We start from the raw sequence: 24,085 nt of genomic DNA, 5'->3' as shown, positions 1-24,085 counted from the left end.
GCCGTTGTATGCCATTTTCACATGAAAACCCGCAGGTGATCCCGGGCACCTGCGGATTCGATGACTATTGATCTTTTTTCATCAGCATCAATTCAATAAATAACTCACATCGCTGGCTGAAGTGACTTAAATCGATTGAGGTCATATCAAAGATTTGTTTCATTCGATAATTTAATGTATTTTGATGAATAAACAACTGCTCCGCGGCTGGCTTTAGCTTGCAGTTATTCAATAAGTAGACTTCAAGCGTTTTTAAAAATGAGGTTTGGCTGTCACGGTCTTTTTCTTTCAAACGTAATAAATCTGGATTGAAGTCATTTTTCTTTTTTTGATGACTGTAAATTGAGTCTAAGAACCGGAAAACCCCCAGATTCTCGTAATCATATGGAATCAGCTCTTGTCCTCCCACAATTTTCACAGCCTTCACGACCTCTATCGCTTCAAATCGACTTGTGCTCATTTTCATGACATCTCGATACTCTCTTCCCATTCCAATATACAATGGAGAAGGATGGGCATGCGCTTTCGATTGCAGGTGAGCGATGACGTCAGCCGCAGTCGCTTTCGGTGAGTGCCGGTCTGACAAGCTGCCCAATATGACGACAATGTCGGCTTGAACGGAGTATACGTGATTCACCTTATCTTCTAGCTGCAAATACGTTCGAATGACATCTTTTACATCTTCTGCCGTCTCACTTTTGTTATCGGCAGCGTGTACGACCATGACAGTAAATACCGCTGGCAGCGGGATGCTTAAATTCTCAGCCTCCCACTTCAGTTCTTCTTCTGTATAAAAATGATCATCCATGACCTTTTTGAAAAATTCTTCAATCTTGCCTTCTTTTTTCTCCAGCTGTTTCTTATTCTTATAAATCACTTTTCCCACTTGAAAGGAAGCTTCGTGCAAAAATTGCAGCTCCTCCTGAGAGAGAGAATCCTCAATGTCCTGCACCCAAATAAAGCCCACAACCTCTTGTTTATGCTTGGCGCTCACAGCCACCCGCCGGTTAAACCCGAGCTCGTCATGACCGCTCACATAAAAAGGCTTTGACTCCTTGTGAAGCCGCTCGATGACCCCTGTTTTCTTTAACCAATCGACTACAGACCCCGGACATTCTTTTGAGAAAATCGTTTGCTGATTGACTGGGTCAAACTGCTGAATGCTGTAAGAATTATAAGCAAGGAGCTGACACTCTGTGCTTTCTAAAATGACTGGTTTTTTTAAATACCCGCTAATAAATGCAATTAACTTATCGACATCAAAAAATGTATGAAGCTTTTCTAATATCTCTTCCATCCCGATTGCTCCCTGATTAAGTAATACATTTATCATACTTCTTTCCGGACAGATTTGCATAGAAACAAGTCGTAGACAAGCAAAAAAAAAGCATGAACCCGTGTGCACAGGTTCATGCTTTTCCAACTTAAAACATTTCACTAATCGTTTTTGCCTGCATGTGTAGAGCTAGGTAATCTGGACCGCCTGCTTTTGAATCGGTTCCTGACATTTTGAATCCGCCGAATGGGTGATATCCTACGATGGCTCCTGTGCAGTTACGGTTAAAGTAGAGGTTCCCTACATGGAACTCCTGCTTCGCACGGTTGATATGATCACGATTATTGGTAATGACAGCACCTGTCAAACCATATTCCGTGTTGTTGGCTACTTCAAGTGCCTCATCAAAGCTAGATACTTTCGAGAAGGCCAAGACAGGTCCAAAGATTTCTTCTTGCATCAAGCGAGATGTTGGCTCAAGATCTGCAAAAATGGTTGGGTGAATGAAGTATCCTTCTGAATCATCACTCGTTCCGCCAGTGACTAAGCGGCCTTCCTGTTTGCCCACCTCGATATAATCCGTGATCTTGTCAAAGGACGCTTGATCAATGACAGGTCCCATGTAGACATCCGCAGAAAGAGGGTTCGCTGTTGTTTTCGTTTCTGTGATTTCCTTCACTCGCTCGATCACTTGGTCATACAGCTTCTCGTGGACGACAGCCCGAGATCCAGCTGAACATTTCTGACCTGAAAAACCGAAGGCTGATGTGAAAATGGCATTAGCCGCTAATTCGACGTCTGCATCCTCATCTACAACCACTGTATCCTTACCACCCATTTCAGCAATGACACGCTTTAAATGCTGCTGACCTGGCTGTACTTTTGCCGCGCGTTCAAAGATACGTGTCCCTACTTCTCTTGAGCCAGTGAATGTAATCAGGCTTGTTTTCGGGTGATCGACTAAGTAATCTCCAACCTCTGCTCCGCTTCCTGGTACAAAGTTCACCACACCCTTTGGAAGACCTGCTTGCTCAAGCTCTTCCACAAAACGTGCCGCAATGACAGGAGTTGCACTTGCAGGTTTTAAGACAACTGTGTTCCCTGTAACGATTGGTGCTACTGTTGTTCCTGCCATAATGGCAAACAAGAAGTTCCACGGCGGAATGACGAGCGTCACGCCAGTTGGTGTGTATACGTATTGATTGTGTTCCCCTTCGCGGCTGTTCACTGGTTTGCCTTTCGCCAGCTCCAGCATTTGACGAGCGTAATATTCAAGGAAGTCGATCGCTTCTGCTGTATCTGCGTCCGCTTCATTCCAAGGCTTACCTGCTTCTTTGACAAGAAGGGCTGAATACTCATGCTTTTTACGGCGAATGCTTGCCGCAGCACGGAATATGACGCTGGCTCTTTCTTCTGGAGACGTATAGCGCCAAGTTTCAAATGCTTTCGCCGCAGCCTGAACCGCTTGTTCTGCCTCTTCTTTTCCGGCCTTTGATACGGTTCCAACAACTTCATCCTTTTTCGCTGGATTGATCGAGACAATTTGATCTTTCGTTTCGATTCTTTCTCCATTAATCACGAGCGGATAGGTTTGACCCAGTGATTCTGTTACCTTTGCTAATGCTTGTTCAAACGCTTTGCGATTTTCTTCCTGGCTAAAATCCGTGAATGGTTCATGTTTGTAAGGTGTTGTCATCTTTGTCACGCTCCCGTTTCAAATTATTTTCTCGTCATCCCTTTTAAAGCAAAGGCAATGTTTGCCGGCCGTTCTGCAAGACGTCTCATGTAGTAGCCATACCACTCTCGTCCATATGGGGTATAGACCCTCATTTGATAGCCCTCTTTCACAAGTGCCTGCTGCGTTTCTGACCTCATGCCATACAGCATTTGAAATTCGAACTGACTTGTCGGTATATTGTGTTTTTTCACAATATTTTTCGTAAACTCGATCATTTGATCGTCATGTGTCGCAATGGCTGTATAGTTCCCTGTGAGTAATTGCTTTTCGATCAGTTTCTTGTAATTCTGATCAACGTCTTTTTTGTTTGGATACGCCACTTCGGCGGATTCCTTATAGGCACCCTTTACAAGTCGTAAAAATGGTTGCAGCTCATTGAGGTCATCAAGATCCTTTTCTGTTCTGTACAAATACGCCTGCAGGACCGTACTGACATACTCATATTGAGATTTCATTTCTTTAAAAATGTCCAGCGTTTTTTGACAGCGCTGTTCATCCTCCATATCGATTGTCACCATGATACGGTGTTTTTCTGCCGTATCTAAAATACGTTTCATATTGCGATACACAAGGTCATCGTCAATATCCAGGCCGAGTGATGTCATTTTGAGTGACACGTGGGAATTGAGTCCCGCCTCAGCAATCCGCTGAATGGTTTGAATACACTCATCCGTCCGCTCATTTGCAATCTCTGCCTTAGTGACAAACTCACCAAGGTGATCGACTGTTACAGCCATTCCTTGATCATTTAATCGTTTAATGACAGAGATAGCGCTCTCAAAATCTTTCCCACCGATGATTTTCTTAGATGCAACAGCACTTCCCCAATTACGAGCAATATGGTTCAAGAGACTGCTTTTTGACAAAAACAAGAAGAAATTTCTTGTGACCGACTCCATAAAGGGCACCTCCCACTCTTTGTAAGCTATGTCTTTATTGTAAGGCTCATAAGCTGTCCGCTACAATATTTGAAGATGACAAAAATTCTGACTTTTTTTGTGGTTTTATCACAATAAGAGATAAAAAAGAGCCTGCCGCTATCCGGCTGGCTCTTCCCTCCTACGCCCACACCTCATCAAGGGTAGACTGCAGCAGCTCATTTAATTCTTGTATCAGATTGTCTTTCGGCTGATTGTAGCTTTTCACCAATTCATCAAAACGCGCCAGTTCTTTATCAATAAATGGATGGACATGAGCGAGACCGTTCTCTACATCCATTTCTTCTCCATCCATTTTACGTTTGAGCAGTTCGTGAATTTCTGCTAAAAGCGGGCCTTCCTCCACTAGCTCCTTGAGCAATTCATGAAAGTCCATTGGTGGAACTGTTCGGTAACGTTCAATCCACTGACAGGCAAGAAGCGGACGAAGCACATAGAAATACTTCTTGATTCGCACCTGCTCTCCTCGTAAATGCCGACTCTCATTCCGCTTCGCCATATTGAGGTAATGATACATCAAAGCCGCAGGGTAAAACGCTCGATCCTTTAATTCTCTTAGCTGCTTTGCCAAAGAGAAAGATTCAGCATAGATAATATCAGAAGACAGCCATTCCATAATGGATGGATTTGATTTATTGAATAAGCGAAGTGCCTTTCTAAGCTCCCAGCCGCTGATATCAAGCACGTCATCAATCGGTCGTTCAATGACATCACGATGCTCTTCCATCGCCCAATACCATTCTTTCCGGGGAACATATAAAAAACGAACATCATAATCACTATCGGTCGAGGGAAATCCCCATGCCCTACTGCCTGATTCGACGGCAAGACAAATCTTTACGTCATACGTTTCTTCTCTTCCTTAATACTCTCTCTCAAGCGTCCATCAACTCTTTCTATAGAATTCTGCATGACTTCTTCACGTTTTGGGAAAATACGAATAAGACATATATGAAAAAGGAGTTGGATCTGATGTCTATATCTCGCATTATGAAATGGATCACTGGGATTTTTGAAGCTTGCCTTGCCATCCCTGTGATCGGAGGTCTATTCGTTATCAGCAATGGCTATTCACCGCTTATGGTCATGCTTATTCTGCATATTATCACACTCGTCTTATCGAGGCGAGACCAGGGACCAATGATTGGAAGCATCATTGGAATTGTCACATCCTGCCTTGCATGGATTCCGATTCTCGGATTCATTCTTCATATCATCACTGCCCTTGCCCTGATTATCACCGCGTTAGTGCATGATGAAAAAACGAGACAGAATACGAGCTATTAAAAAAGAGGCCCTCCTAGAGAGGCCTCTTCAGCGTATAGACAAACCCTCGCATTCGTTGTCAGGTCTGCGCGCTGGTGCTCACGAATGTTCAATTCGCTCCGCGCCAGTGCTCGCCCTTCCTAGACTTCAAAGGTTTTCTATCACGCTGAAAAAAGAAGACAAAGTGCTAAAATAAACATCATTTTAGCACTTTGTCAACAATCTAAAGAGGCCCTCCTAGAGAGGCCTCTTTGTTCTGTTAATTCGTTAAATGCTTTTGTAAGAAGGCAAGCTTCTCTGTTTGAAAAGCCGGGATGTACTCGTGTCCAAAGTAGCGATACACCTTTAAATCTTTATCTGTTTCTAAATGGTTATATACCGCAAACACAGTAGATGGTGGGGTGATTTGATCGATCAAACCGATGGCCATCAATGTGGGCTGTTTCACCCATCCGGCTAAATTGATCAAATCAAAATAGCTTAACGTCTCAAATACCTTTTCTTCCGCTTCTGGATCGCTGTTTCTGCGAAAGTATGAATTGATTTCTAAATAAGGCTGCTCCAATGCCACATCTACTGCACGTTCAAAATTCGATAAGTACGGATAATCTGCCACGACGACCTTCGGAATGTCTGAAAGTGCTGCAGCTGCAACCGCTAATGCACCACCCTGGCTCCCGCCCACCACGCCGACCCGGTGTTCATCCACTTCCGGGAAGGACTGAATCACGGCGAGCGCTCGAACCGCATCTAAATAAACACCCCGATAATAGTAGGTCTCTTTCGATAAAATGCCTTTTGTCATCCACCCCAAAGCCTGCGCGCCTGGTGTCACTGTCTTATCTTCACTGCCGCCTTGACCGCGGACGAGCATACCAAATGTCGCATAGCCATGCAGTGCCCAGTTGACGATGTCATGAATGCCGCCGTCATAGCTGGCATTATAGCCATGAAAATGTACGAGTGCTGGATGTGGGCCTGTTTGATCTGGTACTGCATACCAGCCTTCAATTCGAGAATGACCAAAGCTTTGATACGTCAGGCGGTACACCTTCACTCCCTTTACTGGATAATCATAAGGTTCAAGTGCTGGCTCTGCCTCCACTTGGTTCAGTTCTTCAAGCGATGCCTTCCAAAAGTCTGAGAAATCAGGACGTGCTGTTTTCTTCGGTTTATACTTTTTTAGCTCTTCTAATGGTAAATCAAACAATTGCATATCCTACTATCCCCCTTTGTTTTATTAGTTGTGTGTATCATATCACTGTTTTCTTGACGAAGAAAGCCATTTTCTATACAAAAGACAAAACCTTCTGACATTTCTATTGGCAAAGAAGTTTGAAACCTTTATGATAAAGAAACTGGCTTGAAAACTAGAGATTCTCAGACAAAAAAATCGATCGATCCATTCATGGATTTCATATTTGCAATCATCGAATAAAGGAGGAACCTGTATGAAAATCGCCCTTGTCCAAATGGACGTACAAATTGGAGAACCTGATGTGAACTTTCAAAAAGCAGAAGCATTTTTAGAAGAAGCGATCCGCGAGCAGCCTGATCTGATCATTTTACCCGAAATGTGGAATACCGGTTACGCTCTTGAACAAGCCGATCAGCTTGCGGATGTAAACGGTGAACGCACAAAACAGCTTTTCTCTTCCTTTGCCCGTAAACACCAAGTAGTTCTCATTGCAGGAAGTGTATTGAACAAGCGCTCAGAAAGTGACAACATCACCAACACGATGTATGTCTTTAACCGCCAAGGTGAGCTTTTAGTCGATTATGATAAAATTCATTTATTCCGCTTAATGGATGAGCACAACTATTTAACCGCTGGTGATCAGCTTGGTTTATTTGACTATGATGAGGATGTGAAGATTGGGGCCATGATCTGCTACGACCTTCGCTTTCCGCAGCTTTCCAGAACACTTGTCAACAAAGGGGCGAAGGTGCTTATCAATACGGCGCAATGGCCTTCAGCAAGAGTGGATCATTGGCGCAGCTTGCTCATCGCAAGAGCAATTGAAAATCAGTCATTTATGATTGCTGTTAACAGAACAGGCACAAGTAGAGACACTGAATTCCCTGGCCACTCCATGGTGATTGATCCACTTGGCCGTATTTTACTTGAAACAAACCATGAGGAAGATATTTATTATGCGGACATTGATCTTGAGCTAGTGGATGAAGTGAGACAGCATATTCCTGTGATGACAGATCAGCGGCTGGATGTCTATTAAAAAGCGAAATATTCGTGTTTAATTAAACGTTTGTTTAACCCACTTCTATATAGAAAAAAGTCTACTATAACGGGACTGACCCCCGTTTTTGAGACAGGGATCAAAACACCTTTATACAGCCAATTGCCGATAGTTTATCGGTGATTGGTTGTTTAGTTTCGTTTGAATACGAATGTTGTTATAATAATAAATGTATTCTTTGACAGTGCGTTCTACGATGCTGGTCGTAGTGCGGTCAATCCTGTTAAGATAGAACGTTTCAGACTTTAGTGAGGAATGAAACGATTCGATGGAGGCATTATCAGCGGGCGTCCCTTTACGGGACATGCTCATGGTAATGCCTTTTATATGAACAGCTTTCTGATACTCGTAAGATGTATACACAGAACCTTGATCGCTATGTAACACGCAATTCTCAGGCAGTGCTGGGAGCTGATTAAGTGTGTTTAAGATAAAGTCTGTGTCCTGCTTATCACCAATCGTAAAAGCAATCACTTCTCCATTATATAAATCCAATATACTGGAAAGGTACAATTGTTTCTGTCCATAAGGCAAATACGTGATGTCCGTTACTAGTTTTTCAAGAGGGCGATCAGACTGAAAGTTCCGATCCAGTATATTACCGGCCACGGCATAGGGCTGCCCATTCTTCTTACGCTTTTTCATTTTAACCCGGCATTGCCACTGGTTTTTCTGCATGATACGTTGAACAGTTTTATGGTTAATACGCATTCTCCTTTTTAGTATGGCTGTGATTTTTCGATAACCATATCGATATTTGTGCTTTCGGCACAACGTGCCGACCTGTTTCTCTAGTTGTCTTTTAGAATGATTCTGAGTCAGATCCTTTTTCCATCTATAATACGAAGTACGTAAGATGCCTAAATGGACACAGATGTCCTGTACCGTCATCGTTTTGCACAATTCTTCTACCAGTTTGATTGACGTTTCCTTATCAACTTCCTTTCCAATTCGTTGTACTTTTTTAAAACTTCATTCTGTTGACTCAAATAGCGATTTTCTGCCTGCAGTCTCTCTAATTCGGAAGAGTACTCGGGACCCTTTCCATAGGTATATTGTTTTCCAACAGGCTGTTCGAACCGGTGTGTATCCCCAGCTTTATGCCACCTCACCCATGTCTGAACCTGCGTCTTATTCTTGATATTCAATTTCTGCATGATCTCTTTCATAGGTACGCCTGCCAATCTCATTTCTACAGCCTTCTGTTTGACTTCAACCGGATAACTCACTCTTGTCCCCATAGAAAAAACACCTCCATGTTTTATTTCGGATCACAACGATCCATTTTCAAACTTGAAGGTGTTTTTTATTTGTCTCATCTTATGGGGTCAGTCCCTAACAAGTAGACTTTTTTATTTTGAGCATAAATCCCAGCCAAGCCTGAGTTTTCTCAGCTTCCGGATCTGTTTCGAGTCTTGAGTTATGAAGGGCTATATTTCCCGGCGCTCTTCAATCAAGCCTAAACTTTTATTGAATCACGGTGCAATATCCTCTAATACTTTCTCGCGCGTTTCGATCATTTTAAAAGCAAGAATTGCTCCCACTACAGTCACACTTGCAAAAAGAATAAAAATAGTTGAAACACCGCTTACCTCTAAAATAAAGCCTATCATAATAGGAGCGATCGCTGAGGCCAGCCTAAGCCACGCTGTAGCAAATGCCGTTCCAATCACCCTCATACGTGTTGGATAAATTTCAGGTGTATATAGATAGAGAAGAACTGTAATCGTCCCCATCATTCCGTAAGCAGCGGACCCTAAATATATCACACTTTCTGGAGAACTCGCTCCGCTGATCCATAAAGCAGTTAATAAAGCACCTGTTACGATAAATGCAATGGTTGCCCAGCGCTTTCGTCCTACTTTATCAATTAAAAATGCACAAGCGAATACCCCTATGGTCTGTAAAATATTTGTGAGAGAGGCTGCCCTTAATGAATCTCCAACTGGCAAATTGTAAACCGTATTATAAAGACTTGGTAACCAGTTATTTAAACCATTTGATACAAAGTAGGCAGAAAACCATAGTCCCCATACAATCAGTGTTCTTTTACGGTAGAAAGTTGAAAAAAGCTCTTTCCAGTCGCCCTTTTCAGTACTGCTAAATACTTGCTTTGCTACAGGCATTCGTTTGTCAGTACTAGCTTCAATTTCTTCAATAATTCTTTCGGCCTCATCTAACCTGCCTTTCGAAATAAGCCACCTTGGAGATTCACGTAACATAAAAAAGAATACAAAGACGATTAAACCTCCAATGCCTCCAATCAAAAACATCCACTTCCACCCAAAGCTAGGTACAACAAATGCGCCGATTTGAGCTGAGATCATTAAACCTAAAGGAAAAATCATCTCATAAAGCATAAAAAATCTGCCTCTCCCTTGAGCCCGGGACAGCTCATTGATATATGAAGCCGCTACCGGCACCTCTCCTCCTACCCCAACCCCTTGTATAAAACGAAAAATAAACAGTGCCATAAAATTACCTGAAAACACACATGCAATACTCATGACGGACATGAGGAGTACAGTCCACTTTGCACTAAATACACGGCCACGCCTTTCTGCTAACCATCCAAAGAAAATGGCACCAATCGCTTGTCCTATATAACCAGACCCAATAAGAAGACCAATTTGAGCAGGTGATAAACTCCACATGCCGATGAGAACTGGGAGAACAAACGCTAAAGACAGAGCATCAAAAGCATCAAAAAAGGTGGCAGATCCCATAATGATACGAGGCTTTAAATGCCATCTAGAAAAAGGTACACTTTCCATTCTCGTCAATAGTTGTGAAGCTCTATCAACAACTTGCCCATCATGAGAATTTGAATTTCCGCTGACTTCTAACGTCATGATATCTCCTCCTTATTAGAGGAAATGATGCAAAAGTACATGCCGAAGAGCGCTAAAGAAATCGCTTACATTTCAAATCAAGAGACATTCTAAAGCGTTCATACGAGTTTTCAGCATCTATCATTTCTTTTTTGGCGTTCCCGTGGTGCCCCGATCTATATAGTACATAGGGAAGATATGTTCCATCGCTTCTAACTGTTCTCCTTCTAATACCTGTGTTAATAAAGAAACAGCTTTTCTCCCCATTCCAACTAAATCAACATGAACTGAAGATAAAGAAGGGGTTAGAAAACTTGCAATGGGCACATCATCGGCACCAACGACAGACAAGTCATGAGGTATAGACACATTTGCGTGATCTGCAGCTTTCATGACCCCCATCGCCAAAAAATCTGAAGAGCAAACAACTCCAGTCATGTGCTGGTTTCCTTGGAGAAATTGAGAAACCACTTCTACTACTTTTCCCCCATCAAATTCATCTAACTCAAACACAAGCTCTTTGTTCATTGTTAACCCTAAATTTTTAAGTGTGCGCTCATACCCCTTGTAATACCTCACACTATGCATCGAACTCATTGGACCATTGACCAGCCCAATGGTTCGATGACCTTTCTCAAATAAGGCCGTTACGGATTGACACACACCTTCTTCATCATCTGGCCTGACACATGGGAAAGGAGAATCCTCTAAGTAACTTCCAACAACAATAATGGGAATAGCTAAACTTTTTAACCAATCCATGCTCAATTCTTCATTTCTTGGAGAAAATAAAATGGCACCATCTACAGCTTGCGTTTCAAGTAATCGCTGCTGCTGTATAGATGTAAATGACATCAACATATTGAATTCAGTCTCATCTAATTCCTTCGCTATACCATCTAAAATCGTCGAAAAAAATGGATTATTCAAAATATATGAACCTCGCGGAACCACGACAGCTATATTCCCAGTCTTTCTTTTAACGAGCCCTCTAGCTCCTAAATTAGGACGATAGCCTAACTCATCAATCACTTGTTTGATTCTTTCAGCCGTTTGAGCACCTACTCCTGGTTTACCACTTAACACTCGGGAAACAGAGGCGATAGACACTCCAGCTTTCAATGCGACATCTTTAATACTTACTGACACATTTCATACCTCCGGGAGTCTGTTGTTTTATACACTATTATAACCTGACTCACCTTCATCATGAAATCAATGGTCTGTTATCTACCGACGTTTTCCTTAAGCAAACCAACACTTTGAAGTCCCTGACGAATTTCTTCTTTTTCCTCATCAGTTAAAGGTAGTACCGGCTTCCTAGCAAGCGAACTACTGATCAAACCTCGCTGATACATCGCTTCCTTCATGCGCAGATGAGAAGTAGATGAAGGTTCATCCATTTTATACACAGCATGCTTTAATTCGAATATTCTATCGTAAACTTTATTAGCCGCTATAAGGTCTTTTTCTTCCACACATTTCACAAGTTCAGCGATCAAATCTGGCACGAAACAGCCGAAACCTACAAGTGCTCCATCAATCCCTTGAACCAATGTTGGCAATAAATATTCATCGTGACATGTGAGTAACGATACATCTGGTGCATGTTTTTTCAATGCCCGTACATCGACCTCGTATTGTGCCATGTCTCTTTGACCAATTTTAAACGAAACAACATTCTCAATTTCCGACATTTCTAGTAATTGACTGGTTGTATATGAGGTTTTTGTCCATGTTGGATATTGATGGACAATGATTGAAATATCAATCGCTTCTGCAACATCTTTAAAGAATTGGACAGGTGACTCAGGCTGCATACCGAATCTTAGCCATGAATGTGGCGGCATGAGAAGTATACCTTCACCACCAGCTTCTTCAACGGCTTTTGCATGCTGGATTGCTTCAATTGTCCCTTCAGCAGAAACCCCAGAAATGACAGGTACTTCCCCTTTTAATTCGTCGGCTGCAATGCGCACTGCCTCAGCTCGTTCATGTGGCAGTAAAGTCATAATCTCGCCAGTATGTCCATTGACAACAATCCCGTTAATCCCTTTGTGATCCGCCACCCATCGGACAAGCTTACGAAAAGCAGGTTCATCAATTGAATAGTCATCTTTAAAAGGAATTAAGACAGCAGGGAATACACCGCTCCATTTTTCTTTATTTTTCATAAACAAATTCCTCCCCATTCGTTATAGTAAACGTTTACGGTAAGCGTTTACGTAAACTATCATAGAATGATATTGTGAATGATGTCAATATTATTTTTTAATAATTACAATAATTCAAAAAACTCTTGTTGAATTTTAGATACTATTTTATTTTTCCAAAAAAAGAAAATGAGGGATATATTTTGTTTACCACATCAACCAAAAAACCTCATCTTCGTGAACTGGTTGAAGTATGATACTTCTTTTTCCAAACGGCAACATACCAAAAAGAGGATAAATAAATTTTTATTGTCAAAACATCATCATATCTACGAAAGAAAAGGCATCAATAAAAAAAGTCTACCCTAAACGGTAGACTTAGATTGTTGACAAAGTGCTAAAATGATGTTTATTTTAGCATTTTGTCTTCTTTTCAGCGTGATAGAAAACCTTTGAAGTCTAGGAAGGGCAGCTACTTTTGCGGAGCGAATTGAACATTCGTGAGCACCAGCGCGCAGACCTGCGGGCGAATGCGAGGGTTTGGCTACACGCTGAGTCTACCCTAAACGGTAGACTTTTTTATTTCGAATATAAATCCCAGCCAAGCTTGAGTGTGTCCACAATATAATTGGCGACTTCCTCAGCCTCTAAATGATCTGTTTCCACCCTGGAGTTATGAAGAGAATAAATCTCCCGGCGTTCTTCAAACAGCTCTTTCATTTCATCAAGCGTCCGGTTGTGAAGAACAGGGCGGTTTTCAATTAAAATATCAAGCCGCTGCTTCCAATTCTCCCAAGATAGGTCAAGGAAAAGAACCGTACAATGCTTCAAGCAGGCACGTTTGATTTCTTCCTGTTTGAATGCACCGCCTCCAAGTGAGACGATCTTGAGTTGTGTATGTTCACATAAATCGACGATATAATCCTTTTCAGCCTGCCTGAAGAATGCTTCTCCTTTATGCTGAAACATCTCTGGAATCGTCATGTTGTATTTTTTCTCAATCTCCTGATCGACATCAATAAAATCTCGATATAGCTTTTTGGCAACCAGCTGCCCAATGGTTGTTTTCCCAACACCCATAAAGCCAATGAGAACAATATTCCGCTGTCTTACAGGGATTTCTCTATTGATTTTCATGATCGTGACACGTCCTCCTTACGACAAGGAATGCTACATAATGTTTCTATTATATGATAAATGGAGCGCGAAAAGATAGGCAATCTTAAAAATTGTGTTTGACGACGTAGCCGAGCTGTTCAGAAAGCCTCTGTGCCTGTTCTTTCACTTTTTGCTGCAGCTGGGGAATGACTTCTTCAGTAAACCGGTGGGTTGGACCAGATATGGATAAACAAGCCTTCACTTCCCCATGAATGTTAAAGACTGGTGCCGCTACTGCCGCAGATCCTACCTCTCGTTCATCGATGCTGCAAGAAGTATACGTGTCAAGAATATGTTTACATTCCTTTTGCCAGTCATCTCTCATCACATGATCAGCCTCAGACGCTAATACTTTTTGTTGAAATTCTTCACTTTGAAATGCCAATAATACCTTTCCGCCTGCACCTGCGTATAACGGCAGCTTCTCACCAACCTTGACAAGATGTCGAATCGATTGCAGCCCTTCCGCTTGTTCAATACAGACCCTGCTTGTTGCATCCAGTACATACAGGTTGACGGTTTCTTTTGTTTCATCACGAAGTGCGTACATGAGTGGTTTAGCCAGTTCTCTCAATTGAATGGACTTCCCTGCAATGTATCCAAGGAGATAAAGTCTTTGACCCAATCGGTATTTCATTGTGTCTGGATTCTTTTCCACAAAATGATTCATTTCAAGTGCCTTGAGCAGTCTCGTTGTAGTAGACATTGCTAAATTCATCTCTTTTGAAATATCCGTTAGCGTCAGCTCTTGACGTTCTTCACTAAAACAATAAAGAATATCCAAAGCGCGCTGAACTGTGCGCAGTCCTGATTCTTCTTTTGACTTCTTATCAGCCATGTTCAGTTTCTCCTTTTCCCCTTTGATTTCTTATCGACATAAACGATCGATTTTGCTATAATCCATTTTAAACGTTCCACTAAAAGAAAACAAATTCCACCAGTCGGAATAAAAACGATTGGAGAGGTTTGATGGAGGAGATATTTGAATGTACCTGCTCGTTTTTACACTTCTTATTAGCCTATATATTGTTCATCAACTATTTCCCGCTCCCATACTCTCCTATTTTGTTGGTCTGCTGGCCGCTGCATCGCTCATCATTTCTTTTAAGAAAGCAAGTGGCCTTTATTTGAAAACAGGTGGTATGTTTCTCATGATTGGCTTGATCTTATTCTTCTTATCCGACGAGCCATTGCACACGTTTTTTCTTCACTTTCATTCCATGCTAGGCTTGCTTTCTCTATTTTTCATGCTGCCTTTTATTCATTCTCTCATACATGTTGGACATTTCGATACACAATTAAATAAACTGCTCACACTGCATACAACGAGCACAAACCAGCTTTATCGCAAGAGTTCATTTGTCACTCATATTCTTGGCATGTTTTTAAATATCGCGACGATCCCCTTACTATATACATCGATCAAACCGTCGCTGGATTCCCTAAAAGAACAAGTGAGACAACATCTTTATACACGCAACCTTTTAAGGTCATATGCATTATGTTTAAGCTGGAGCCCTGTTGAAGTGCTCGTAAGCGTCACCATTGATGCAACCAAACTCAAATATTATCACATCGCACCCGTTACTTTTGGTTTAATGGTCATCGTGCTGGCGACAGATTGGATGCTCTTTTCTCGTCAAAGCAAACGACACCCAAACATCATTCAGTCCGCAGAAACAAACTCCAATCCTCGTCGAATTAAGCGAAAAACCCTTCAGCTTGCTTTCATGCTGCTGAGTTTTATGACAGCCGTCTCACTTGTCGATGCATGGATTGGGAAAGGCTATTTATTCGCTGTTGTGCTGACAATTATTCCATTTGCTCTATTATTCTCTTCTGTCATCAAAAAAAGAAAACAATATATAGCCGTCTCTGTCCCTCATTGGAAAGAAAGAACCCGTCAGCTCTCCAACTATATGTGTCTATTTTTAAGTGCTGGCTTCTTTGTCGATATGCTGCTTGCCACAAACAGTATGCAGCCGATTCAAGCATTTATTGTCAGTATATCAGAACATGCCATTTTGGTTTATTGTGTCATTGGGTTATATTTTCTGATCACCGCTCTTTGCGGTTTTCACCCGCTCGTCTCGCTTGCTTTGTTAGTTAGCCTGATGGCACCTGTCATCCAAGAACTTCCTGCTCTTCCCATTGCCATCATGCTTATCGTTGCTGGAACATCAACTGTCATGTTTAGTCCTTTTAATGTTTCTGTCTCCCTGTTAGCTGATTTGATGAAGGTCAACCCTTACCGTATCACTCGCTGGAATATATGGTTTGCTGGCTTTTATATCGGCATGGGTATCGCATGTGCAACGATCATCACCGTTATCTTTTATTCATAAAAAAGAGAACTCATCTTGGTTTGAGTTCTCTTTTGCTTCGCTTTCTCACTCTGGTTTTAATTGAATACGTTCAATTTTCCCTACGATAAAAATGTACGACAATGCCCCGCCTAATGCGACTAAACTGACGAACAAAATCCCCCCGTTGTAAGAGCCTGTCGCCGACACGATGAATCCGATAATAAGCGGAGTGATGATCCCAGCTAAATTAGCAAAAAAGTTAAATACACCGCCAGCCAGCCCAACCATTTCCCTTGGTGCCACTTCAGACAGCATCGTCCAAGAGATATTAGACAGTCCTTGTGCAAATGAAGCGATGGATAAAATGGTCAGCACAAGCGGAATATTCGTTGTAAAGTTCGCTAAAACAATGGTACTCGTCAGAAGCAAGCCAACCACTACCGGCAGCTTCCTCGCTACATTAACGGATACGCCCTTTTTAAGCAGCCAATCAGACACATAACCTCCAAACAATACCCCAAAGAATGCAGCAATATAAGGAAGAGAAGCCGCAAAACCTACCTTAAGAAACGCCATATTTTTCGCCTCTGCCAAATAGGTCGGAAACCATGTTAAAAAGAAAAAAAGTGTAGACGCAACAGAGAATTGGCCAATATAGAGCCCGATCAATTTACGATATTTTAGAAGGGCTGCAAAATCTGCCCATTTCAGCTTCTCCTGTGATGCGACTGTCAGCCCTTCACCTTGCCGGATTAATTCTAACTCCTCTTCATTCATCTTCGGATGCTCTTTCGGTTCGTGATAATACTTGTACCAAAAGAAAGCAAATATGATACCGAGCGCACCTGCCGTAATAAAGACGGTTCTCCAATCGAATGTCGCCATGATCCAAAAAAGAAGAGGTGTCGCAAATGCAAGACCCACATACTCTCCAGCAGTATAAACACCTGTTGCAAAAGCCCGTTCCCGCCTTGGAAACCATGTGGTGACAATTCGGTTATTCGCAGGAAATGCGGGAGATTCTGTAATCCCAATAAACAAACGACAGCCGAATAAAAAGGCAAAGCTGTTCGCAAACGCCTGCATGCCTGTGAAAATAGACCAAGTAATGAGTGATATCCCATACGTTACCTTTGAGCCAAATTTATCGAGAATAAAACCGCCTGGTATTTGCATCGCTGTATATGTCCAGCTAAATGCTGAAAAAATGAGACCTAATAAGGCAGGATTTAATTGCAATGAAGATTGAATAGCAGGTGCAACAATGGATACACTGGCTCGATCAATATAATTAATGGCGGTAATAAAAAACAACAGAATCAATATGCCAAAACGGGCTTTCGTTGGCTTTATATAAGCGGGCCGCAATTCATTCCCCTTCAGTTCTGAATGCACTTTCATAACCATCCTCCTTTGTTTCCGCAGCGTGCGATTCGGTTGAGTGTCTTAAATAACCCCTTTTTCTTCCAATCGTTTACACTCTTCTTCTGTTAAGCCAAGCATATTTGTTAAAATCTCATAATTATGTTCGCCTAAATCAGGTGCAATGTGACGGATATTTCCGGGTGTTTTTTCAAATTTCGGAATGATCCCGGGCACCTTTACTTTTCCAAGACGGGGGTGATGCACCTCGACGATATTCTCTCGTGCTTTAAATTGCGGATGCTCAAAAATATCCTGAATACTTAAAATTGGGCTCACAGGAACGCCATGAGTATCTAGAATTTCTAATACGTCATCCCTTGTTTTCGACGCGATCCATTGAGAGACGATCGCATCCATCTCTTTGTTATGCTTCAGCCTAGATGCATTGACCGCGAATTTTTCATTCTCTAATAAATCTAAGCGATTCATCGCCTCTGCCAATCGATTGAAGGTCGAATCCGTACTCGTCACAAGAACCAAATAATGCCCATCCTTTGTCTCATAGGTGCCGGCAGGGCTTGAATGACCGCTTAACCCCGGTGAACGCTCACGCACCTTCCCAAGCTTGTCATATTCAGCAACCAAAAATTCTAACATACGAAAGACAGATTCATAGAGGCCCAAATCCACCATTTGCCCAGTTCCTTCTGGATGTGTATCTCTGTAATACATCGCTGTCACAGTAGCAAACGCCACATATATGCCTGCAATATAATCAGTTAAAGAAAAGGAAGGACTGACTGGATGCCGGTCTGGAAACCCTTGAATATATGTAAAGCCGCTAAACGCTGTCGCAGGTGTTCCAAATCCGGCCTTGTCCTTAAACGGACCCGTTTGTCCATAACCCGATACACGAATCATAATTAATTGAGGGTTAATTTCTTTTAATACGTCGTACCCTACGCCCCATTTTTCGAGTGTTCCAGGGCGGAAATTTTCAATCAACACATCGACCTGACCTGCAAGCTTTTTAAAAATGTCTTTTGCTTCGTCTTTGTGCAGATCCAGTGTTAGAGATTTCTTATTCCGTGAGAGACCTGACCATCTAAGTGGTTCACCTTCTGCAAAAGGGCCAACATGCCGCAGCGTATCGCCTTTACCAGGAATCTCGACTTTGATGACCTCTGCACCAAAATCCCCTAGAAGCACCGCGCCATAGGGTGCAGCGATCATTGTAGAGACGTCTAATATTTTCATTCCTTCGAGCGGTGTATTCATATTCATTGCCTGACTCCCTTTCATTCAAGTGATGAAGGGCTAAATAACTTTCTATTTTAGCCCTTTTCATCTTTCAGATTGACTCGGAAGACCCTGATGATTCAAAAGGAGGGCTTACCGGTGCAGTTTTTTAATCCTTCGGAAGCTGCCCTTGCGGTGTGTAAAGCCAAATGAGCCATAAAGGTTCATCTCCTGTATTTACATGCTGGTGCGAGACACCGTCTGGAATGAACATGAAATCATTTTGTTTAAAGGACTGCCTTTCTCCATCACAAATGACTTCGCCAGATCCTTTAATCACATAATCAAATTCCTCTGAACCCGGGTGATTGTGCACTGAACTTGCTTCCCCAGGTTCAAAAATGGTGAGACCCGCCATCATATGCTCTGACCCAACAGTATCTGGTGTAATAGTTTGAAATACCTTTCGAATCATTTGCTCCTCTGGATGATCTAAACCTAACCATAATGGGTTCCCATCTTGAAACGGATTCATTACTTTAATTTTCATTGTTCATTCCTCCTCGTTATATTTAATTCACGCTAACATGTGAGCGCTTTGAATTTGGTGAATAAATATCATTAATATTCCAATGTCCATCCGTAGGGACAGGATCATTTTTCATTGCTACATCAATGACGCAAGGCTCTTGAGATGCAATGGCTTCAGCTAAAGCTTCTTTGAATTCAGAAGCAGAGGTGATTTTAATCCCCTTCATCCCATAACCTCTTGCAATGGCAGCAAAATCCGGAGAATAGCTTTCTCCACCTTTCCTGAAAACAGTACCGTACGTCGTTTCATAGTGCGCCATTTGCAAGCCAGCTATTGTTCCAAATGCACTGTTATTCATCACAATCCACACAACAGGAATGTTCTCTTCAACGGCTGTTGCGAGAACGGATGGATTTTGACCGAATCCGCCGTCCCCAACGAGTGACACAACGACACGGTCAGGCTGGGCAATCTTTGCCCCAAGTGCAGCAGGGGCTCCAAATCCCATCGTTGCAAAGCCGCCTGGTGTTAGAATGGTCCCTGGCGTCAACACAGGAAATTGCTGTCCGACCCCATTTTTATTCCAGCCAACATCCGTTGTAATAAAGGCATCTGGCGGTAATATTTCCCGCACTTCCTGCAAAATACGCTGCGGCTTCATTGGGAAGGATTCATCTTGAATGTTCGTCAGATTGCTCGCCTGAAAATCCTTACGATATGCCGCAATTTCCTTTTTCAATTCAGGTCGATTCAGCCCTTCTGGCAATCTTTCTCTCGCCACTCGATTGAGCACACTCAAGGCCTGCTTAAGATCGGCTACTGCTCCTATGTCAACAGGATAGTTACGTCCAATTTCATTCGGATCAATGTCAATATGAATGAGCTTGGTTGACGGGAAACGGAACGTATAATTTGATTCCCACGAACTCGCATCAGCTTCAGCAAAACGGGTGCCTAAAGCCAATATATAGTCCGCCGCTTTGCACTGATCATTGATAAATTTTGTCCCCCAAAATCCTGTCATTCCAAGGGTCATTGGGTGATCATCTGGCATGGCTCCTTTCCCCATCAAAGAATGGGCGACAGGGATACTTAGATGATCAGAGAATGCCTTTAATTCTTCAGCTGCATCAGCTAGTAAAATGCCTCCCCCTACATATAAGAGCGGCCTTTCTGCCTGCAGCAATCGATCTAATATTCGATTGGCCGTTTGATCATCAATTGAAGGTTTTTCAATGGTCTGTGTATGATGGTTGATTTGTTCAAACAAGGACACATCTAGGTCTTTTGAGAACACATCCATTGGAACAGATATCAACACTGGGCCAGGACGGCCGCTTTCAGCTAACTGAAATGCTTTTGATAAAATCTCTGGAAATAATTCTGGAATATCGACTCGCCATGCTCTCTTCACAAACGGCCGGTAAATTTCGTATTGAGAGGCATCGGAATGAAGATTGATCTCTTGATGTGGGTGCTTTCCGTAGTAATGACTCGGGACATCTCCTGCAATGACAACCATTGGAATGGAATCAAGTGCTGCATTCGCTACCCCTGTTGCCGCATTGGTGAGTCCTGGACCTAGATGACTGAGAACAACAGCTGTCTGTTTCTTTGCTCGCGCATAACCATCTGCTGCATGTGCCGCTATCTGTTCATGTCTGACATTTACAAATTGAATCGAGCTTTTTTCAAGCGCTGATAAAAAAGCAATATTCGTATGACCGCAGAGACCAAAAATATGCTCGACTCCCCGATTCTCTAAATACTGAATAACCTGTGTAGAAATATTCTTCTTCATGTTTCTCTCCTCTCACGGTGCAGCTATGAATCTGCTACTCACTTATTCTTTGAAAAACAATCGATAGAACGCTGTTCAAATCCTGTATCGCCACTTGCCCGGGAGCTGAGCTTTCTTTCCCTACAGCAAAGGTCATGACAGATCCAAAAAGTCCACCAACCATTCTTGTAAAAGCCCCATATTCCCCCATTGCCATCGAAATAACTGGAATCGACAGCTGCTTGTTCGCATGGCTGGTCGCCGAGAGCAGTGTTAATGCATCCTCATAGGAATGCGGCATCACTGCAATCTTTGCGATGTCGGCGCCGACTGATTCTGCATTGACGAATAGCTGCATGAGACGATCCAACTCAGGGGTGCGCTGGAAATCGTGATACGACACAATCAAGTTGACCCCATTACTTTTAGCCGCCTGACTGACTTGCTGTAAATGTGTCACATCATGCATCAATTCATAATCAACGGCGTCCACAAGCTGTGTGGAACAAAGCTCGACAAGCAGAGAAACCTTCTCATTTTCTGAGAGTGATATACTTTCGCCGCCCTCCTTTTCAGAGCGGATGGTGAATAAAAATGGTATGCCCTTTGCCTTTTCTACCATTCCCTTAAGGGTTTCTATGACTTGTTCCTTGTCATGAAGGTGATGAAAAAAATCCGCCCGCCACTCTATCACATCAGGCTTCTTCTCAGTTAATACCTCGACCTCATGAAACAATTCTTCCTTTGTTTGCCCGATGAGCGGCGTACAAATCATTGGCTGACCGCCAGTCTGCACACTTTTTACCTTTTGCTGAAATGCATTCACATTCATACGCCCCTTTCACAGACCATTTGGAAGCACGATCATTTTGGTTTCGGTCATCTCCTCAATAGCGAAACGCGGACCTTCTCTTCCAAGACCACTTCGCTTAATTCCTCCATAAGGCCAATGATCCAGTCTAAAATTTGATGTCCCATTGATGACAACACCGCCAGTTTCAAGCTCTTTTGCTGCGTGTAACGCAACATCCAGCTGATTCGTAAAGATCCCTGCCTGCAATCCATATCGACTATCATTTGCTTCTTTAATTGCCTCCTCCAGCTCCGCATAAGGGAGAATGCTGACAACTGGGCCGAATACTTCCTCACAGACGACCTTAGCCTGTTTCGGAGGGTTCAGCAAAATAGCCGGTGTGATGCTCGCTCCATTTCTTTTTCCCCCACATAAAAGCTGTGCCCCCATACTCTCTGCCTCTTGTATCCATGTCTCAACTCGCTGCGCGGCCTGTACATCGACCATACAGCCGATATCACTCTCACTGGACAGCGGATCTCCAACGACAAGCTGCTCTACTTTTTGTTTTAATACCTCAGTAAACGACGGCATAATTTCCTGGTGGACATAAATTCTTTGGACAGAAATACAGCTTTGACCAGAATTACTAAAGCCTGTCTTGGCACAGAGGGATGCGGCTTGTTCAATATCAGCATCGTGATGAACAATCGTCGCGCCATTCCCTCCGAGTTCGAGCAATACTTTTTTTAATCCCGCAGAAGTTGTAATATGCTCTCCTCCGGCAGCCCCGCCGGTAAAAGAGATGAGATTCGTTCTTTCATCAGTGACTAACTGTTTCCCAGCGTCGACCCCGCCAATCACAAGCTGCAAACTTGCCTCAGGAAACCCTGCTTCGAGAAGGAGTTTGACAAACGCTGAGGCAACAGCTGATGTTTGCGGTGCAGGCTTCAAAATAATGACATTCCCTCCCGCAAAAGCTGGACCAACTTTGTGACAAATTAAGTTGAGCGGTGCATTAAAAGGGGTAATCGCCAGCACAACTCCGACTGGTACTTTAAATGTCATGGCCATTGCTCCCTGCCCACGCGATGATACATTGCCTGGAATGGTCTCACCTACTAATCGATTCGCTTCTTCCGCCGACTGCGCCAGCGTCTCGATTGATCGTGAGACTTCATCTCTTGTATTTTTAAGTGGTTTGCCTAATTCTAACGAAATCAGTTTTGCGAAATGGTCTTTTTGTTCTTCAAGCAAGGCGGCTGCTTTTGTTAGAATCTTTGAGCGTTCAATTGCCGATATTCCCGCTATTTGTTTTTTAGCATGCTGCGCAATAGAAAGTGCCTGTTCTATGTCTTCTGGTGAGGCGAGATATGATGTACCGATCCTTTCTCCTGAGTAAGGATTTGTGATATCTGTTTTCACACGATCGGAATCCATCCACTCGCCGTCTATATATGATAACGCTTTCAAACTACTCAAATTTTCTCTCCCTCCTTTAGGTGCCGCGTTCCATGTCCTGCATAACGAACCAATCTTTCTTCGTTCGGACAAGGTCCCTTCACGAGGGCTCCCTTTGTCAGCTCCTCATATGCATGCGCCACGATGCCCATTCCTCTGGATAAGGAAAAAATGCCTTTTGCTGCTTCTGCTGGAATGTTTAATTCACATTGGATTGCAGCAGATACACCGTCTATATTCATCGTGATTTTCTTCCCTTTCAGGTGTTCAAGCTCATGTCTAATCGCTTCGGCTAACCGTAAATATATCCCACTGATAAGGCCTTGCTGGACATATGTGTGACTCAGCTCATATAGACGTCTAACCCTCGGATCATCATCATGAAGCTGATGGCCGATCCCCGGGATTTTTTCCTTGCGAGTTAACCATGTGTGACATACTTGCTTGGCCGCAGACTGTATATCCTTTTGATCATCGTAGATCGCTTTGGCTTCGTATAACTTACGCATGGCCTTCTCTCCGGCTCCGCCATGAATATCACCTAATAAATTCACCCCTGTTGCAACAGAGGAATTAAACGAAATACCGCAAGTCACCGCCATTCTGGCTGCTGCAATAGATGGCGCTCTTGGTCCATGGTCCGCACCTGCGACAAGAACACTTTCAAAAAGAGCTGCTTTTGAATCATCCAATAATTCACCAACAAGCAGTAAATAAAGCATTTGTGGATACGACAGTTCGCCAATAAGTTCTTCAATCGGATAACCTCGAAGTTCAATTGAATTTTTTTGAATATGACTAATCTCAGTTTCCCACCAAGCGCCTCCCTCTTTGTAAATTTCCAGTGCACTTCGATTTTTCATTGTGTCAATCATTCCTTTAGCTTCTTATTTGGAGGTGAACCACCCCTTTATTCCATCCAGTGGAATCTAATTTCACTTTTCGGAATGTGATTTCATTGTAAGCGCATTCTTTTTCTTCGTCAATCATT

At 42.8% G+C, this 24,085-nt stretch carries 21 protein-coding genes; 3 read left to right on the top strand and 18 right to left on the bottom strand.

Features of this window, described 5'->3' with window-relative positions:
* Positions 1–64: 64 nt before the first annotated feature.
* From MHI33_RS02275 to MHI33_RS02260, 4 genes are all read right to left on the bottom strand, one after another.
* Positions 65–1,297, bottom strand: a complete 1,233-nt coding sequence (locus MHI33_RS02275) for a PucR family transcriptional regulator (RefSeq protein ID WP_044140461.1) — start codon at positions 1,295–1,297, stop codon at positions 65–67.
* 127 nt (positions 1,298–1,424) lie between these two features.
* Entirely contained in the window at positions 1,425–2,972 is a 1,548-nt protein-coding gene (pruA, locus tag MHI33_RS02270) for an L-glutamate gamma-semialdehyde dehydrogenase (RefSeq protein ID WP_058015278.1), read from the bottom strand.
* A 23-nt stretch (positions 2,973–2,995) separates the two neighbouring features.
* Positions 2,996–3,913, bottom strand: coding sequence for a proline dehydrogenase family protein (locus MHI33_RS02265; protein WP_065098768.1), 918 nt, complete (start codon positions 3,911–3,913; stop codon positions 2,996–2,998).
* A 160-nt stretch (positions 3,914–4,073) separates the two neighbouring features.
* Positions 4,074–4,787, bottom strand: coding sequence for a nucleotidyltransferase domain-containing protein (locus MHI33_RS02260; RefSeq protein ID WP_311771816.1), 714 nt, complete (start codon positions 4,785–4,787; stop codon positions 4,074–4,076).
* A gap of 137 nt (positions 4,788–4,924) precedes the next feature.
* Between MHI33_RS02260 and MHI33_RS02255 the strand changes: the two genes are divergently transcribed.
* On the top strand, positions 4,925–5,239 hold the full coding sequence (locus tag MHI33_RS02255) for a hypothetical protein (protein WP_113768521.1): 315 nt from the start codon (positions 4,925–4,927) through the stop codon (positions 5,237–5,239).
* Positions 5,240–5,477: 238 nt separating this feature from the next.
* On the opposite strand, the gene MHI33_RS02250 is transcribed toward MHI33_RS02255, so the two are convergent.
* Positions 5,478–6,434: an acetylxylan esterase gene (locus MHI33_RS02250; RefSeq protein ID WP_044140456.1), complete on the bottom strand. Its 957-nt coding sequence runs from the start codon at positions 6,432–6,434 to the stop codon at positions 5,478–5,480.
* A gap of 235 nt (positions 6,435–6,669) precedes the next feature.
* Here MHI33_RS02250 and MHI33_RS02245 point away from each other — a divergent pair, with 235 nt between their 5' ends.
* Entirely contained in the window at positions 6,670–7,455 is a 786-nt protein-coding gene (locus MHI33_RS02245) for a carbon-nitrogen family hydrolase (protein WP_044140455.1), read from the top strand.
* A gap of 111 nt (positions 7,456–7,566) precedes the next feature.
* Here the strand turns inward: MHI33_RS02245 and MHI33_RS02240 are convergent.
* The 6 genes from MHI33_RS02240 to MHI33_RS02215 form a co-directional block, all read right to left on the bottom strand.
* A protein-coding gene (locus MHI33_RS02240; protein ID WP_106030396.1) for an IS3 family transposase occupies positions 7,567–8,717 on the bottom strand; the annotation gives its coding sequence in 2 pieces (ribosomal slippage) (positions 7,567–8,444 and positions 8,444–8,717; 1,152 coding nt in all).
* 234 nt (positions 8,718–8,951) lie between these two features.
* Positions 8,952–10,328, bottom strand: a complete 1,377-nt coding sequence (locus MHI33_RS02235; RefSeq protein ID WP_340908753.1) for an MFS transporter — start codon at positions 10,326–10,328, stop codon at positions 8,952–8,954.
* Between the two features lie 120 nt (positions 10,329–10,448).
* Positions 10,449–11,456, bottom strand: coding sequence for a LacI family DNA-binding transcriptional regulator (locus tag MHI33_RS02230; protein WP_003213988.1), 1,008 nt, complete (start codon positions 11,454–11,456; stop codon positions 10,449–10,451).
* Positions 11,457–11,533: 77 nt separating this feature from the next.
* Positions 11,534–12,481, bottom strand: coding sequence for a dihydrodipicolinate synthase family protein (locus MHI33_RS02225; RefSeq protein WP_044139274.1), 948 nt, complete (start codon positions 12,479–12,481; stop codon positions 11,534–11,536).
* Positions 12,482–13,039: 558 nt separating this feature from the next.
* Positions 13,040–13,597, bottom strand: a complete 558-nt coding sequence (locus MHI33_RS02220; protein WP_106066515.1) for a shikimate kinase — start codon at positions 13,595–13,597, stop codon at positions 13,040–13,042.
* Between the two features lie 85 nt (positions 13,598–13,682).
* Positions 13,683–14,456 carry an IclR family transcriptional regulator gene (locus MHI33_RS02215; protein WP_065098761.1) on the bottom strand — a complete coding sequence of 258 codons (774 nt, stop codon included), beginning with the start codon at positions 14,454–14,456 and terminating at the stop codon, positions 13,683–13,685.
* Between the two features lie 148 nt (positions 14,457–14,604).
* Here MHI33_RS02215 and MHI33_RS02210 point away from each other — a divergent pair, with 148 nt between their 5' ends.
* Entirely contained in the window at positions 14,605–15,963 is a 1,359-nt protein-coding gene (locus tag MHI33_RS02210) for a hypothetical protein (protein ID WP_340908748.1), read from the top strand.
* A 45-nt stretch (positions 15,964–16,008) separates the two neighbouring features.
* Here the strand turns inward: MHI33_RS02210 and MHI33_RS02205 are convergent, their stop codons facing one another.
* The 7 genes from MHI33_RS02205 to MHI33_RS02175 all read right to left on the bottom strand — a co-directional run bounded on the left by MHI33_RS02205 (position 16,009) and on the right by MHI33_RS02175 (position 23,969).
* On the bottom strand, positions 16,009–17,325 hold the full coding sequence (locus MHI33_RS02205; RefSeq protein WP_268454233.1) for an MFS transporter: 1,317 nt from the start codon (positions 17,323–17,325) through the stop codon (positions 16,009–16,011).
* Positions 17,326–17,370: 45 nt separating this feature from the next.
* The gene (locus MHI33_RS02200) at positions 17,371–18,573 is read right to left on the bottom strand and encodes a CaiB/BaiF CoA transferase family protein (protein ID WP_268454231.1); all 1,203 of its coding nucleotides are present in this window, start codon (positions 18,571–18,573) and stop codon (positions 17,371–17,373) included.
* A 124-nt stretch (positions 18,574–18,697) separates the two neighbouring features.
* The gene (locus MHI33_RS02195) at positions 18,698–19,078 is read right to left on the bottom strand and encodes a cupin domain-containing protein (protein ID WP_065098758.1); all 381 of its coding nucleotides are present in this window, start codon (positions 19,076–19,078) and stop codon (positions 18,698–18,700) included.
* 22 nt (positions 19,079–19,100) lie between these two features.
* On the bottom strand, positions 19,101–20,861 hold the full coding sequence (locus tag MHI33_RS02190) for a thiamine pyrophosphate-binding protein (RefSeq protein ID WP_340908741.1): 1,761 nt from the start codon (positions 20,859–20,861) through the stop codon (positions 19,101–19,103).
* A 34-nt stretch (positions 20,862–20,895) separates the two neighbouring features.
* Complete coding sequence (gene aroD / locus MHI33_RS02185) at positions 20,896–21,672, bottom strand: type I 3-dehydroquinate dehydratase (protein WP_340908739.1); 777 nt, start codon at positions 21,670–21,672, stop codon at positions 20,896–20,898.
* A gap of 9 nt (positions 21,673–21,681) precedes the next feature.
* The gene (locus tag MHI33_RS02180) at positions 21,682–23,115 is read right to left on the bottom strand and encodes an aldehyde dehydrogenase family protein (RefSeq protein WP_340908736.1); all 1,434 of its coding nucleotides are present in this window, start codon (positions 23,113–23,115) and stop codon (positions 21,682–21,684) included.
* Entirely contained in the window at positions 23,112–23,969 is an 858-nt protein-coding gene (locus MHI33_RS02175; RefSeq protein WP_340908733.1) for a citryl-CoA lyase, read from the bottom strand. The genes MHI33_RS02180 and MHI33_RS02175 overlap by 4 nt, the downstream gene beginning before the upstream one ends.
* Positions 23,970–24,085: the final 116 nt, after the last annotated feature.

The sequence above is a fragment of the Bacillus sp. FSL K6-2971 genome, from assembly GCF_038006405.1.
Taxonomy (GTDB): domain Bacteria; phylum Bacillota; class Bacilli; order Bacillales; family Bacillaceae; genus Bacillus; species Bacillus pumilus.
This window is presented reverse-complemented; position numbering and strand designations above follow the sequence as displayed.

Bases quoted from the DNA above. Each gene is read 5' to 3' on its own strand.
- MHI33_RS02275 (WP_044140461.1), bottom strand. From the start codon at position 1,297: ATGGAAGAGATATTAGAAAAGCTTCATACATTTTTTGATGTCGATAAG.
- pruA (WP_058015278.1), bottom strand. From the start codon at position 2,972: ATGACAACACCTTACAAACATGAACCATTCACGGATTTTAGCCAGGAA.
- MHI33_RS02265 (WP_065098768.1), bottom strand. From the start codon at position 3,913: ATGGAGTCGGTCACAAGAAATTTCTTCTTGTTTTTGTCAAAAAGCAGT.
- MHI33_RS02255 (WP_113768521.1), top strand. From the start codon at position 4,925: ATGTCTATATCTCGCATTATGAAATGGATCACTGGGATTTTTGAAGCT.
- MHI33_RS02250 (WP_044140456.1), bottom strand. From the start codon at position 6,434: ATGCAATTGTTTGATTTACCATTAGAAGAGCTAAAAAAGTATAAACCG.
- MHI33_RS02245 (WP_044140455.1), top strand. From the start codon at position 6,670: ATGAAAATCGCCCTTGTCCAAATGGACGTACAAATTGGAGAACCTGAT.
- MHI33_RS02235 (WP_340908753.1), bottom strand. From the start codon at position 10,328: ATGACGTTAGAAGTCAGCGGAAATTCAAATTCTCATGATGGGCAAGTT.
- MHI33_RS02225 (WP_044139274.1), bottom strand. From the start codon at position 12,481: ATGAAAAATAAAGAAAAATGGAGCGGTGTATTCCCTGCTGTCTTAATT.
- MHI33_RS02220 (WP_106066515.1), bottom strand. From the start codon at position 13,597: ATGAAAATCAATAGAGAAATCCCTGTAAGACAGCGGAATATTGTTCTC.
- MHI33_RS02215 (WP_065098761.1), bottom strand. From the start codon at position 14,456: ATGGCTGATAAGAAGTCAAAAGAAGAATCAGGACTGCGCACAGTTCAG.
- MHI33_RS02210 (WP_340908748.1), top strand. From the start codon at position 14,605: ATGTACCTGCTCGTTTTTACACTTCTTATTAGCCTATATATTGTTCAT.
- MHI33_RS02205 (WP_268454233.1), bottom strand. From the start codon at position 17,325: ATGAAAGTGCATTCAGAACTGAAGGGGAATGAATTGCGGCCCGCTTAT.
- MHI33_RS02200 (WP_268454231.1), bottom strand. From the start codon at position 18,573: ATGAATATGAATACACCGCTCGAAGGAATGAAAATATTAGACGTCTCT.
- MHI33_RS02195 (WP_065098758.1), bottom strand. From the start codon at position 19,078: ATGAAAATTAAAGTAATGAATCCGTTTCAAGATGGGAACCCATTATGG.
- MHI33_RS02190 (WP_340908741.1), bottom strand. From the start codon at position 20,861: ATGAAGAAGAATATTTCTACACAGGTTATTCAGTATTTAGAGAATCGG.
- aroD (WP_340908739.1), bottom strand. From the start codon at position 21,672: ATGAATGTGAATGCATTTCAGCAAAAGGTAAAAAGTGTGCAGACTGGC.
- MHI33_RS02175 (WP_340908733.1), bottom strand. From the start codon at position 23,969: ATGATTGACACAATGAAAAATCGAAGTGCACTGGAAATTTACAAAGAG.